Origin of the sequence: Rodentibacter myodis (genome assembly GCF_001999305.1) — a bacterium.
GTDB lineage: Bacteria > Pseudomonadota > Gammaproteobacteria > Enterobacterales > Pasteurellaceae > Rodentibacter > Rodentibacter myodis.
Genome location: NZ_MLHQ01000016.1, coordinates 24,854 through 38,909, shown reverse-complemented (window position 1 = coordinate 38,909; position 14,056 = coordinate 24,854). Strand labels below are relative to the sequence as shown.

13 protein-coding genes are annotated in these 14,056 nt (G+C 41.4%); 9 read left to right on the top strand and 4 right to left on the bottom strand.

All coding sequences use genetic code 11. The annotated features are described in order from the left end of the window. Positions 1-2: 2 nt before the first annotated feature. Together BKL49_RS07290 and BKL49_RS07285 are read left to right on the top strand one after the other, a co-directional pair. Positions 3-401, top strand: coding sequence for a YbaN family protein (locus BKL49_RS07290; RefSeq protein WP_077424024.1), 399 nt, complete (start codon positions 3-5; stop codon positions 399-401). Then, complete coding sequence (locus BKL49_RS07285) at positions 394-1,977, top strand: peptide ABC transporter substrate-binding protein (protein ID WP_077424022.1); 1,584 nt, start codon at positions 394-396, stop codon at positions 1,975-1,977. Before BKL49_RS07290 ends, BKL49_RS07285 begins: the two co-directional genes overlap by 8 nt. Before the next feature lie 62 nt (positions 1,978-2,039). On the opposite strand, the gene fur is transcribed toward BKL49_RS07285, so the two are convergent. The 3 genes from fur to BKL49_RS07270 all read right to left on the bottom strand — a co-directional run bounded on the left by fur (position 2,040) and on the right by BKL49_RS07270 (position 3,918). Next, the gene (fur, locus tag BKL49_RS07280) at positions 2,040-2,489 is read right to left on the bottom strand and encodes a ferric iron uptake transcriptional regulator (RefSeq protein ID WP_077424020.1); all 450 of its coding nucleotides are present in this window, start codon (positions 2,487-2,489) and stop codon (positions 2,040-2,042) included. 20 nt (positions 2,490-2,509) lie between these two features. Then, positions 2,510-3,034, bottom strand: coding sequence for a flavodoxin FldA (gene fldA / locus BKL49_RS07275; protein WP_077424018.1), 525 nt, complete (start codon positions 3,032-3,034; stop codon positions 2,510-2,512). Positions 3,035-3,132: 98 nt separating this feature from the next. Continuing rightward, positions 3,133-3,918, bottom strand: coding sequence for an alpha/beta fold hydrolase (locus BKL49_RS07270; RefSeq protein WP_077424016.1), 786 nt, complete (start codon positions 3,916-3,918; stop codon positions 3,133-3,135). 70 nt (positions 3,919-3,988) lie between these two features. Here BKL49_RS07270 and seqA point away from each other — a divergent pair, with 70 nt between their 5' ends. The 7 genes from seqA to lpxM are packed head-to-tail and all read left to right on the top strand — an operon-like array spanning position 3,989 to position 13,119. Continuing rightward, the gene (gene seqA, locus BKL49_RS07265; protein WP_077424014.1) at positions 3,989-4,648 is read left to right on the top strand and encodes a replication initiation negative regulator SeqA; all 660 of its coding nucleotides are present in this window, start codon (positions 3,989-3,991) and stop codon (positions 4,646-4,648) included. Beyond that, a complete protein-coding gene (gene menE / locus BKL49_RS07260) occupies positions 4,617-6,017 on the top strand; it encodes an o-succinylbenzoate--CoA ligase (protein WP_077424012.1) in 1,401 nt (466 codons plus the stop codon). Before seqA ends, menE begins: the two co-directional genes overlap by 32 nt. A gap of 7 nt (positions 6,018-6,024) precedes the next feature. After that, positions 6,025-9,363, top strand: a complete 3,339-nt coding sequence (mscK, locus tag BKL49_RS07255; RefSeq protein WP_077424011.1) for a mechanosensitive channel MscK — start codon at positions 6,025-6,027, stop codon at positions 9,361-9,363. A 19-nt stretch (positions 9,364-9,382) separates the two neighbouring features. Beyond that, positions 9,383-10,456 (top strand): chorismate synthase, encoded by a 1,074-nt coding sequence (gene aroC, locus BKL49_RS07250; RefSeq protein WP_077424009.1) that lies wholly within the window; start codon positions 9,383-9,385, stop codon positions 10,454-10,456. Positions 10,457-10,477: 21 nt separating this feature from the next. After that, entirely contained in the window at positions 10,478-11,338 is an 861-nt protein-coding gene (mepA, locus tag BKL49_RS07245; RefSeq protein ID WP_077424007.1) for a penicillin-insensitive murein endopeptidase, read from the top strand. Between the two features lie 26 nt (positions 11,339-11,364). Next, the gene (locus tag BKL49_RS07240; protein ID WP_077424005.1) at positions 11,365-12,132 is read left to right on the top strand and encodes a TSUP family transporter; all 768 of its coding nucleotides are present in this window, start codon (positions 11,365-11,367) and stop codon (positions 12,130-12,132) included. 30 nt (positions 12,133-12,162) lie between these two features. Further along, positions 12,163-13,119, top strand: a complete 957-nt coding sequence (lpxM, locus tag BKL49_RS07235) for a lauroyl-Kdo(2)-lipid IV(A) myristoyltransferase (protein WP_077424003.1) — start codon at positions 12,163-12,165, stop codon at positions 13,117-13,119. A gap of 245 nt (positions 13,120-13,364) precedes the next feature. Here the strand turns inward: lpxM and BKL49_RS07230 are convergent, their stop codons facing one another. Further along, positions 13,365-13,808 carry a LexA family protein gene (locus BKL49_RS07230; RefSeq protein WP_077424038.1) on the bottom strand — a complete coding sequence of 148 codons (444 nt, stop codon included), beginning with the start codon at positions 13,806-13,808 and terminating at the stop codon, positions 13,365-13,367. Positions 13,809-14,056: the final 248 nt, after the last annotated feature.

Here is a 14,056-nt window from a genome sequence, read left to right as displayed (position 1 = left end):
TTATGAAGTTCATTTATATCTTGTTGGGATTTCTTTCGCTCGCACTGGGCATTATTGGCATTTTTGTTCCGATTTTACCGACAACACCTTTTTTATTGCTTACCTTATTTTTCTTTGCCAAAGGTTCAAAAACCTTAGAAAACTGGTTTCTTGGCACTTCCCTTTATCAACATCATTTGAAATCCTTTAATGAACGCCGTGCAATGACGAAGAAAACAAAAATATCGATTTTGGCACTTTCAACTACAATGTTGTTAATCGGGTTTTACTTTACACCGAGTGTGATTGGGCGAATCATTATTGCTTTGTTGATTGGCATAAAATATTGGTTTTTTCTCTTTTGGATCAAAACCGAACCGGAACGTGGTGAACAAATGCAGGCGGATGGCGAAAATGAATAATATTTTTTCATTGGGAGTAAAAAGTGCGGTCATTTTTTTCGTACTTTTTGCGTTGAATGCTTGCGATAAGCTAAACAGCCCGAAAACGCCTCAAATTCAGTCCTCATCAACGGAGGACGTGAAGACGGTTTCCCCTCAAGTAGCATTAGATCCATCGCCGCGTGAAAAATTGGTTCGAGGTATCAAATTTGAGCCGATTTTAGATCCTTGGCTGGTAAAAGAGGAAGAACAACTTTCCCTCATTCGTGATTTATTTGAAGGATTAACGGCTTATGATGCCGAGGGCAATATTGTGCCTGCCGCAGCGGAAAGTTGGCAAACCAAAGACAATAAAATATGGCGATTCGTACTACGGCAAGAGGCAATGTGGTCAAATGGCGAACCAATGAAAGCGCAGGATTTTGTGCTTTCTTGGCAAAGGCTTTCACAATCTCAAACAGCGTTAAAATCTTATTTATTGTATTTGAATTTGAAAAATGCAAAGGCGGTATTAGAGAAAAAACAGCCTGCGGAAAGTCTTGGAATCTCGGCAGAAAATGACCGCACTTTGCTGATCACTTTGGATAAACCTACCCCTTATTTGCCTGAAATGTTGGCGCATATCGCTTTGTTACCACAATATCCCGATCCTGCCGAAAAGGTATCAAATGGGGCTTATGTATTTTCATTCCGTGATGATAATGGCGTTCATTTGGCGAAAAATCCGCACTATTGGAAAAAAGACTCGGTAGCGTTCAAACAGGTGGATTATGTGCTTTTGGGGTCAACATCCCTTGCAAAATTCGATGTAGTTTGGAATGTTGGGCAAAAGTCGGACAATATTCAATATTTCCCGAAATTATGCAGTTATTTTTATGAGTTTAATTTGCGTGATCCCAAATTGACCAATCCGTTAATCAGAAAAGCCATTGCTTCCTTAATTTCTGTAACGGCGATTACTCATAATGAAATGCCAAATAATATTGCCGGTTCTTATTTTTTACCGAAAGCGATGTTGCAAGGGCAGGATTCAAAATGGGAACCGGTGGTGGCGGAACAGTTATTGGCACAGGCAAAAATTACTGAAAAACAGCCCTTAATTTTACGGCTGAGTTATGATGATGTCGCACCACATCGTCATATTGCACAGCGTATCACCCAGCAATTATCGGAATCGGATTTATTGCGTGTGGAGGCATTGCCGATGAGCTGGCAGCAGTTGCAGGAAAAGCGAATAGCAGGACAATTTCAGTTGATTCGTTCCGGCTGGTGTGGGGATTTTAATCACCCGATGGCATTTTTAGGGCTGTTTTATTCAAAAAGCCCTGATAATAAAAACGGCTATGCGAATCCACAATACGATAAACTTTTTGAGCAGGCATTGAAAAGCACGTCAGAAAAAGAGCGGTCGGAAATTTACTTAAAATTAAGCGAGATCATTCAGCAGGAAAATATCGTTCTTCCGTTATTTCAATATACCGTGCCGGTTTATATTGCCCCTTCCATTATGGGGGCAAAACCAAATCCAACAGCAGGCGCAATTTCCAGTAAGAATTTATGGCGAAAGGTGGTGACGGGCGAGCCGAATATGGAATAATAAAAGCCCCGTTGAGTAACGTAACGGGGCTTTTTATCATTGGGAATAATTTGGGGAATAGTCTATTTTTTATCGTCTTTTTTAATTTCTTCGCATTTATCAATATCGCTACATTTGCCGTAAAGATACAAACTGTGGGCTTTTAATTGAATGCCATATTGTTCGCTGATTTCTTTTTGGCGTTGTTCGATAAGATTATCGGAAAATTCAAAGACTTTACCGCAATCTTCACAAATAATGTGATCGTGGTGTTCGGTCGGGGCGAGTTCAAAAACCGATTTATTTCCCTCAAAATTATGGCGAATCAAAATATTTGCTTCATCAAACTGGTTTAATACCCGATAAACCGTGGCAAGACCAATATCGCTACCTTGTTCCAACAAAATTTTGTACACATCTTCAGCGGAAAAATGTTCATTTTTGTGGTTTTTCATTAATGCCAAAATCGTCAAGCGGGGTTCGGTTACTTTTAGCCCCACTTTTTTTAGCAATTTAATATTTTCTTCAGACATAAAGTTTCCTTGTGATAATGTTAGGCAAGTTCCGCCAAACACATTTCTTCATAAATTTGTTTGCACCATTTTTCTACCCGCTCTGCGGTGAGTTCCGGTTGGCGATCTTCATCAATACACAAACCGATGAATGTGCCATCTTCCAAGAGTGCTTTGGAGGCTTCAAAGGTATAGCCTTCTGTTGACCAGTTACCCACAACAATGGCGCCACGTGGTTCAACAATATCACGCACCGTGCCAATGGCATCGCAGAAATAATCAGCGTAGTCTTCTTGGTCGCCACAGCCGAAAATGCCCACTAACTTGTCGGTAAAATCAATTTCTTCTAAGGTTGGGAAAAAATCATCCCAGTCTGCTTGCGCTTCACCGTAATACCAAGTTGGGATACCAAAAAGTAAAAAATCATAGGCTTCAATATCTTCTTTTGAAGTTTTGGCGATATCACGAATATCTACTAATTCACTGCCTAATTGTTTTTGAATCATTTTGGCGATGTTTTCGGTATTGCCCGTATCGCTACCATAAAATAGACCCACTACTGCCATTTTTCTTTCCTTTAAATAAATTTAATCACGATAAAAATGAGGGGAAACGCCCCACAAGTTGGCGAACTATAGCACAAATCAATTCTCATTTGAATCAATTAATTCTTATTTAGAAAGCGCGAGATTGCCCGAATAACAAAGTCCGGTTTTTCAGCGTGAACCCAGTGACCGCAACCATTTATGATGAAGGAAGAAGCATTTGGGAATTGGGCTACAATACGGTCGCTATCCTCCGGTTTGATATAGCTGGAATTGCCCCCTTTGATGAACAAAGTTGGAGTGTTTACTTGAAGGTTCTGCCAATCCATTAAGTGTGGATAATTATTGAAAAGTGCGGTTAAATTGAAGCGAAAAAATTCCGGTGATGTAGGTTCAAAGGATTTCAGCATAAATTGCACCACGGCAGGATCTTGAATTTTTTGTTCCAAGATCGGTTTGGCTGCTTGGCGGTTTTGTGGGGCGGCAGTTTTTACCGCAAATAAACCTTCAAACACGTCTTGATGTCCGCCGTTTCCATAGGCAATCGGCGCAATATCAATCACAACCAATTTTTCTACCCATTCGGGGTGAAGTGCGGTCAATTTCATCGCCGTTTTTCCGCCCATCGAATGGCCGATCAAAATAACCTTTTCCAATTTGAGATGTTGAATTAATTGGAACACATCTTCCGCCATTAAATCATAATCCATTGATTCCGAATGAAAACTTTGTCCGTGATTACGTAAGTCCACCCGCAAAATGTTGTAGTCATCGCTAAAAGCACGGGCAATGACACCAAGGTTATTCATATCCCCGAATAAACCGTGAATAAAGACTAAGGTTGGACGGTTAATTGTTTGTTTTGTCGGGTGAAATTGATAGTTTAATAATTGGGAATGAGGCATATTTTTCGCGTGAGAATTTGTTGAGAAGTCGTTATAATGGGCAAAAATTTTAGCAAACGGAGAGAGAAAAATGAAGATTATTGAAGTAGATGAAGAGTTATATCAATACATTGCCAAACAAACGCAATCTATTGGTGAAAGTGCTTCCGATATTCTTCGCCGTTTGCTCAATCTTCCTGCCAATCCAAGTCATACCTTGGATTTTGTTTCTTTTGACAATGCGAACAATGAAAGTGCGGTCAAATCCGACAATATTTCCGCTCAACAAAATCAATCGAATGAGATTGTTTCTTCACCGCTAGACGCAGTAGCCGAGGTTGCCGAACCGATTGTGCCGAAAACCGTGAAAAAAACGTCAGATGAAGCCATTAGTCAAATCACGGATAAAGTGCGTGCATTGTTAAATTCCGCAGAATTTAAAGAGGAAAGCAAAGCCGTGGTGCGTTTTTTGGCGATTTTACGGGTGCTTTATCGTACCAATCCGGAAAGTTTTGCACAGGCAACGGAATCCTTACAGGGGCGTACGCGTGTTTACTTTGCCCGTGATGAAGCTACTTTACTGGTGGCAGGCAACCATACCAAACCGAAACAAATTCCGGACACGCCTTATTGGGTGATTACCAACACCAATAGCGGACGAAAAATGCTGATGTTGGAAGGGGCAATGCAATCAATGAATTTGCCGGAAAGTCTTATTGATGAAGTGCGGGCGTATTTTGTCAGCAACTAAATTATTTCCTTGGCAATATTTTGCCAATCATTCCCAATATGCAAATAAAATCGCGTTGCGTTCATCGCAGGGCGATATTTTTACTTGGGCGGAAGTTGCCGAAAAAATAGCACAAACGGTGGCGTTTTTACAGGCTCGGGGTGTAACGCCGAAAAGTGCGGTCGCTTTTTGCGGTAAAAATTCGGAAGCGATGTTGTTGCTTTATTTGGCGGCAATTCAATGTGGTGCCAAAATCTTAGGGTTAAATCCTGCTTTTCCGACAGAAAAAATTGAAGCATTATGCCAAGAATATGGTGTTGAATTTTGTTTTAAAAATGAAGATCTTACGCTGATTGAGCCGTATCCCGCCGAAATTTCCCTTTCACAAGGGGATTTTTCCCGTCCGGCAACAATGACCTTGACTTCCGGTTCAAGCGGTTTACCAAAAGCAGTGGTGCATAATGTGCAGGCGCATTTAGATAACGCCAAAGGGGTTTGCCAATTAATGCAGTTTAATGCTACCCAATCTTGGTTGTTATCTTTGCCGTTGTATCACGTCTCGGGGCAAGGCATTGTGTGGCGTTGGTTGGCTTGTGGGGCGGAATTGCATTTTCCTCAGACAGATTTTTATGCCTCGTTATTACAAGCTACGCACGCTTCCTTAGTGCCGACCCAACTTCAACGTTTGCTTGATTATTTGACACAACATCCGCAGAGGGATTTTAAAACACGTCATATTTTATTGGGCGGTGCGCATATCCCGCTTGAACTCACGCAAGCCATTCGCCAATATGGCATTATTTCATACAGCGGCTATGGGATGACGGAAATGGCATCCACGATTTTTGCTAAACCATCCGATGACTTAATAGGCGTAGGGCAACCCCTATTAGGACGGGAATACCGCTTAGTCAATGATGAAATTTGGCTTAAAGGGGCGGGACTTGCCTTGGGATATTGGAAGAAAGGGAAAATTTTTTCCCTTACCAATGAACAAGGGTGGTTGCAAACCAAAGATAAAGGCGTTTGGCAAAATAATGAACTGGTGATTATCGGACGTTTGGATAATATGTTTATCTCCGGTGGTGAAAATATTCAGCCGGAAGAAATAGAAAAATGGATCTTACAATCAGGTTTGGTAAAACAGGTGTTTGTATTACCTAAGCAAGACAAGGAATTTGGTGCAAGACCGGTTGCTATCCTTGAGTTTTATGAACCGTTCACAGAAAGTACGGTCGAAAAATTGCGTATTTTTTTACAAGAACACTTAGCACGTTTTAAACAACCCGTTGCTTATTACCCATTGCCTCAAGATTTACAACAGGGGGCAATTAAGATTTCACGTAAAGTGCTGGCGGAATGGTTGGCACAACAACACAATGAGAAATAGGAAGAATATGAAATTACCTCGTTTTTTAACCGCACTTTCTTTAAGTGTTTTACTGGGCTTGGCATTATCCCACTCGGTTATGGCAGAACCGGCGACATCTTTGCCTACCGAGCAAAGTTTAAAATCGGCATTAGCTGATGCGCAGAAATTGGATGATGCGGATTTGAAAAAAACACGCGTGGAGCAACTACAAACTTCATTGGATTTGTTACAACAGATTCAAACGCAGCAAAAAAATAATGATGAACTTAATGACACCATTAATCGTGCCGATGCGAAAATTCAAAAAAATGGAAAGGAATTGCAGGATCTGAAAAAAGGGCTGGGACAGGCGAAACCGGACGATTATAAAGGCAGTTCTTTAGAGAACTTGCAGGGCTCGCTCAATACATTGAATACCCAACAGCAGGAAACACAAACCGCATTGAGTACCGCCAATGCTTTGCTGGCGGGGCAAAGTTCCGTTTCCGAACGTGCGCAAACGGCGTTGACGGATAATTTAAAGCGAAGCCAAACTTTGAATCAACAGCTTTCCGATGGGACACAGGATAATACATTACAACAGCAATATCAGTTGGAATTACAACTGATTGAACTGAAAAACAATTACAATCAAACCTTATTAAAAAATAGCGATCAGCTTTCTTTGCTTTACCAAAGTCGGTATGACTTGCTAAGTACCAAACAACAACTTCAGCTACAACAGATTGCGGCAATTCAAGAGGCGATTAATCAAAAAAATCTTGAGCAAACCCAAGATAAAGTTGAACAGGCACAGCAACAACAGCAAAGTGCGGTCAAAAATGATTACATTCAAAAGGAATTGGATCTAAATGCCCAATTAAGCCAATATTTGTTACAACAAACGGAAAAAACCAATACTTTAACGCAAGATGAACTCAGAATGCGTAATGTGTTGGATAGCTTAACGCAAACACAGCGTACCATTGATGAACAAATTAGTGCCTTGCAGGGAACGTTGGTGCTTTCCCGCATTATTCAGCAACAAAAACAAAAATTGCCGACAAATCTCAATATTCAAGGCTTGTCAAAACAAATTGCCGATTTACGTGTGCAGATTTTTGATATTACGCAACGCCGTAATGAACTCTACGATCTTGATGCTTATATTCAAAAAATCGAAACGGATGAAAATCGCACCTTCACGGCGGCAGAAAAAACACAGCTTACCAATTTATTAACGGAACGCCGTAAAATGGGGTCGGATCTGATTAAATCACTGAATAATCAATTAAATTTGGCGATTTCATTAGAATTAACCCAACAACAAATCACGCAAATTAGTGATGAAATCCAATCTAAGTTGGAACAACAAAGTTTCTGGGTGAAAAGTAACAATCCGATTAATCTGGATTGGGTGCAAGCCTTACCAAGATCATTAAAAGCACAATTTGATGGTATGGTGAAGCATTTAGGCTTCCCAACCAATTATGATAACTTGCCGGCATTATTGACTTATGCTTTCATTCTTTTGGTAATCGGTGGGGCGATTTTTAAATTTAAACCGAAAATCAAGGAACGTTTGGCGGTGATCAATGGGGAAATCAATACATTACGTTCAGATACCCAATGGCACACCCCCATTGCCTTGATTTTGACCTGTTTGTTAAATTTATCCGGTACGCTTTGGTTTTTGGCGATTTGTCAATTAATCGGCTTTTTCTTCTTCCGCAATCCGCAAGAGTTTTGGGATTGGTCGTTCCGAATGGCAGGATACTGGTGGTTCTTTAATGTGTGGTTTGCCATTTTCCGTCCTAACGGTATTTTTGTACGTCATTTTGGTTTTGCACAGGAAGATGCGGAGAAATTCCGTGGCGTGGTAAAACGCATTATTATTACCGTTGTGTTGCTATTAAATACCTCGGTGTTTAGCAATGTGATGGATAATGGCTTGGCAAATGATGTACTGGGTGAACTCAATACCATTGCAGCGCTTATTTTCTGTATGCTGATTGTTGCGCCCCGCTTTAGTCGAGCCGTAAAAGCTTATGAAGAAAGTCAGGCACAACGTAATGTTATCATAAGAGTTATTCAAATTCTGCTGCAACTGACCCCAATTGGTTTCATCATTTTGATCGCGTTAGGCTATTACTATACGGTGCTGAATTTAATTCAACATCTCATTAGTTCTTATATTGCGTGGTGTGTGTGGTTTGTTTTACGCAATGTGATTTATCGTGGAATTACCGTGTCATCACGCCGTTTGGCACATCGCCGTTTAATGGAAAAACGTACACAAAAAGCAGAAGGATTTAATGATGGCACACCTTCAGATGATGTGGTGATGGTGAGCGATCAAGAGGAAGGGTTGGCACTCAATGAAGTAAGAAGCCAATTATTACGTTTTGCCGATCTCTTTATTTGGACGGCATTATTCGCCATTTTCTACTTTGTTTGGTCAGATCTTGTGACGGTGGCAAGTTATCTGCGGGATATTACCCTATGGCAACAGGTTTCGGTTGTTGATGGCGCAAACGTCACGGAAAGTATTACGCTGTTTAATTTATTGGTCGCCCTGATTATTGTGGTGATTACTTATGTTTTAGTGCGCAATATTTCCGGTATTTTAGAAGTGATGTTGTTCTCTCGCTTAAAATTATCGCAAGGCACGCCTTATACGATCACCACTTTATTAACTTACATCATCGTGGCGGTTGGTGGAGCTTGGGCGTTTGCTACATTGGGAATGTCTTGGTCAAAATTACAATGGCTATTTGCCGCACTTTCCGTAGGGCTTGGTTTTGGTATGCAAGAAATTTTCGCAAACTTTGTTTCCGGGATTATCTTGTTATTTGAGCGTCCAATTCGAGTGGGTGATACGGTGACAATTAACGGCGTAAGTGGCACGGTGGCGAAAATTCGTATTCGGGCGATTACCTTGATCGATTTTGATCGTAAAGAAGTGATTGTGCCGAATAAATCTTTCGTAACAGGGCAGGTGATCAACTGGGCGCTTTCAAGCACAATGACACGTTTAGTCATTACCGTTGGCGTTGCCTATGGTTCGGATTTGGAATTAGTGAAAAAATTATTGCTTCAGGCCGCTCACGAACAACCAACCATTTTGAAAGATCCTGAACCAAGAGCATTATTCTTGAGTTTTGGTGCAAGCACATTAGATCACGAATTACGGGTTTATGTCGGTCAAATTGGGGATCGTACCAATACGACAGATGTGCTTAATCGCCGTATCAACGAGCTTTTTGCCGAAAATAATATTGATATTGCATTTAACCAACTTGATGTCTTTATTAAAAATAACGACACAGGAGAAGAAATTCCGTTTGTGGATGTAAATGCAACAAAATTAGCCACAAAACAATAACAACAATTAAGGGGAAAATATGGCAGGTAACAGCATTGGACAACTTTTCCGTGTGACAACCTTTGGGGAATCTCACGGTATCGCATTAGGCTGTATCGTAGATGGCGTGCCACCGAATATGGCATTATCCGAAGCGGATATTCAACCGGATTTGGATCGCCGCAAACCAGGCACTTCCCGTTATACCACCGCACGCCGTGAAGCGGATGAAGTGCAAATTTTATCCGGTGTTTTTGAAGGAAAAACCACCGGTACGAGCATTGGAATGATCATTAAAAACGGCGATCAACGTTCGCAAGATTATGGCGAAATTAAAGATCGTTTTCGTCCGGGACACGCTGATTTTACCTATCAACAAAAATACGGCATTCGTGATTATCGTGGCGGTGGGCGTTCTTCTGCACGTGAAACCGCAATGCGGGTGGCTGCCGGTGCGATTGCCAAAAAATATTTGCGTGAACAATTTGGCATTGAAGTTCGTGGTTTTTTAAGCCAGATTGGGGAGATCAAAATTGTGCCACAAACCCTAAGCAACATTGATTGGGAAAAAGTAAATAGCAATCCCTTTTTCTGTCCCGATGAAAGTGCGGTCGAAAAATTTGATGAATTAATTCGCGATCTGAAAAAAGAAGGGGATTCCATTGGGGCAAAATTGACGGTGATTGCGGAGAATGTTCCCGTTGGATTGGGGGAACCGGTCTTTGATCGCTTAGATGCCGACCTTGCCCACGCCTTAATGGGCATTAATGCCGTGAAAGGGGTGGAAATAGGTGACGGTTTTGCGGTGGTGGAACAACGGGGCAGCCAACATCGTGATGAAATGACACCGAATGGCTTTGAAAGTAATCACGCCGGCGGTATTTTAGGGGGCATTAGTTCCGGACAACCCATTATTGCCACGATTGCCTTAAAACCCACTTCCAGCATTACCATCCCCGGACGTTCCGTCAATTTAGAGGGGGAGGCGGTGGAAGTGGTGACAAAAGGTCGCCACGATCCTTGTGTCGGTATTCGTGCTGTTCCCATTGCCGAAGCGATGGTAGCGATTGTGTTATTGGATCACTTGTTACGCTTTAAAGCACAATGTAAATAGTATAAATAAATGAGTCTTTGAATGAAAAAAATGCTATTAAAAACGGCGGTCATTTTTACCGCACTTTTTTCTTTAAACTTACAAGCCGCACCACAGGATTGGCAGCAAATTAAACGTCCAATTCCAAGTGAAGATGGCAAAGCGAAACCGATTGGCAGTTATTCCAACGGTTGTATTATTGGCGCACAAGCCTTGCCGGCAAAAGGGGAAGGCTATCAAGTGATTCGTATGAACCGCAACCGTTATTACGGCCATCCGGCGATGATTAAATACCTTGAACGTTTGGGCGAACGGGCAAAAGCAGCGGGCTTACCGACAATGCTGGTGGGGGATATTGCAATGCCGGGTGGTGGGCGTTTTCTAACCGGACACGCCAGCCATCAAATGGGATTGGATGCGGATATTTGGTTACGAATGGGGGCGATGTCTGATGCGGATGCCCTTAATTCCGATGGCAAAGGATTATTGGTGGTGAATCGTCAAGCACAGCGAGTCGATGAACGCGTGTGGAACAATCATCACGCAACATTAATTAAATTAGCCGCACAAGATCCCGATGTTACCCGCATTTTTGTCAATCCGGCGATTAAATTAAAACTCTGCCAAACGGCAGGGGCAGATCGGGGATGGTTACATAAAATTCGCCCTTGGTTTGGACACGATTCCCATTTTCACGTGCGATTAAAATGCCCTGTTGACGCTGCATATTGTGAAAATCAAGCCCCTGTTCCTGCCGGTGACGGTTGTGGTGACGAGCTTTATTCGTGGTTTGAACCGTCAAAACCAAGCAGTGGCTCGACTAAACCGAAAGTAGTTCCGCCTGAACCCTTTTTATGTCAACAGGTGTTAAGTTCACCAAATCGTCACGAATGGTTAAAGTAAACTGAAATTCACAATCGGGAAAGAAAATGGAATTAGGTATTGATGTTTTAGTCATACTTTTTGTGGTGGCATTTGTCGCTGCATTTATTGATGCCATTGCCGGTGGAGGTGGTTTAATCACCATTCCCACCTTATTAATGACTGGTATGCCTCCCGCAGTTGCTTTAGGCACAAATAAATTGCAGGCAATGGGCGGTGCATTTTCCGCAGGAATGTATTTTCTGCGCAAAAGAGCGGTCAATTTGCGGGAATTTTGGTTTATTCTTCTCTGTGTCTTTATGGGATCAGCGTGCGGCACAGTGCTGATTAGAATGCTGGATGTGTCTATTTTCAAAAAGTTATTGCCCTTTCTTATTTTAGCGATCGGCTTGTATTTTTTATTTACCCCAACATTAGGGGAAAGTGATCGCAAACAACGTCTCAGGTATTTTTCTTTTGGCGTGATAGTTAGCCCTTTTCTCGGTTTTTATGATGGCTTCTTCGGGCCGGGAACGGGATCGATAATGAGTTTGGCTTGCGTGGTATTGCTCGGCTTTAATCTTTCAAAAGCAACCGCACACGCCAAAGTAATGAATTTCACCTCAAACTTTGCTTCTTTTTTACTGTTTTTCGCCGGCGGACAAATTTTGTGGACGGCAGGTATTGTAATGATGTTGGGCAGTATTCTTGGCGCAAATTGGGGGGCAAAAATGGTGATGACAAAAGGCAAGCAACTCATTCGACCAATGGTTGTGCTGATGTCATTGGGAATGACAGTGAAAATGGCGTACGATCAAGGCTGGTTTAATTTTTAAAGTGCGGTTAATTCCGCAATCGTTTTTATTATGACAGATTCTCAAAAAAATATACGTTTAACCGCACGAGTGGGTTATGAACCGCATTTTTCGTGGTCGTATTTAAAACCCCAATATTGGGGAATATGGCTGGGTATTTTTTTCTTACTATTACTGGCACTCATTCCTTTTCGCTTACGCGACAAAATAGCCGGAAAATTGGGTGTCTGGATTGGGCGAAAAGCCAAAAAACAACGTAAGCGCGCGCAAACCAATTTACAACTGTGCTTTCCCAACTGGACAGAACAACAGCGTGAACAGGTGATTGATAAAATGTTTGCAGTGGTAGGGCAGGTGATGTTTGGTATTGGCGAAATTGCCATTCGCTCTAAAAAACATCTGCAAAAACGCAGCGAGTTTATTGGCATTGAGCATATTCAAAAGGCAAAAGCAGAAGGCTATAACATTATTTTAATGGTGCCGCACGGTTGGGCGATTGATGCTTCGGGGATTATTTTACACACTCACGGTATGCCAATGACATCAATGTACAATCCTCATCGCAACCCATTGGTGGATTGGCTTTGGACGATTACCCGCCAGCGTTTTGGCGGAAAAATGCACGCCCGCCAAAATGGTATCAAGCCTTTTTTAAATTATGTCCGCAAAGGGGAAATGGGCTATTACTTGCCTGATGAAGATTTTGGGGCAGAACAAAGTGTGTTTGTGGATTTTTTTGCAACCTATAAAGCCACCTTACCGGGATTAAATAAAATGGCAAAACTTGCCAAAGCAGTGGTGATTCCAATGTTTCCACGCTATAACGCCGAAAGCGGAAAATATGAAATGGAAATTCACCCCGCTATGGTGCTCAGTGATGACCCTGAACAATCCGCCCGCGCAATGAATGAAGAAATTGAATCTTTCGTCACCCCCACACCGGAACAATATGTATGGATCTTGCAATTATTAAGAACCCGTAAAGACGGAGAGGATCTTTATGATTAAGTCAATGGGGAGGATGAAAAGGCCGTTAGACGATTTGATATTGTGTAGTACATCAAGTTGATATAGCACATTAAGTTGGAACAATGAGATGGGTAGGGACACGATGCTTCGTGTCCCTATTTTATATTCGAGAAATTTTAGTGGACTAATATCACGGACGTTAGCGTATTATTCTTACTTCTGTGTCTATTGTGCAGTAGCGATATACCAAAAACTTCGTCATTTTTAACCGCACTTTCTTCGCATTATGCGGCAAATTTTAACAGATTGCGTTTCGGTTGAATTTGATGAATGGTGTTAGTCACTGTTCCCACAATGGGTAAACTTGCCCATTCTCTCGTTTTAATGTTTTGCATTTTAGAATCAAGCGCCATAAATACAAATTCATCATTGTGGGCGATAAATTCATAAATATGAAATTCATTTTGGCTTTCAAGTACAACAAGATCGCCTAATGAAATCTCATCTTTTCTTTCCACAACCAACATATCCCCTTGTTCTATTCCCCAAGCGAGCATATTTGGATTCGTGACACGAATAAAGCAGGTTTGTTGCGGGCGTTTAATGCAGTAAAGATTTAAATCAAGTTTTTTACTGAATGTGGTGTTTTTCTCAATATCGTTAAAAAATGGCATAGGATGATAAGAAAACGTCATATCATTTTGTGTAGCGGTATTTGCGTAATTCATCATCGGATTTCCTTTGGTTAAAAAATAATTGGTTGTTTATACAGTGATAAATATACTGTTGTTCTATACAGGTTGTCAACCATCGGTAGAAAAAATTTTTTTATTCGGCAAAATTTTAGAAAAAATATAATGAATGGCAGAAAATTATTAAACCCTTACAAAAGAAAGAAAAAAGGTTTTCTTTTAGATAAAATTTAAGCTATCTTTAGTTCGCTTTGGGGGATCGGCAATGATCCGAAGTTCAACCT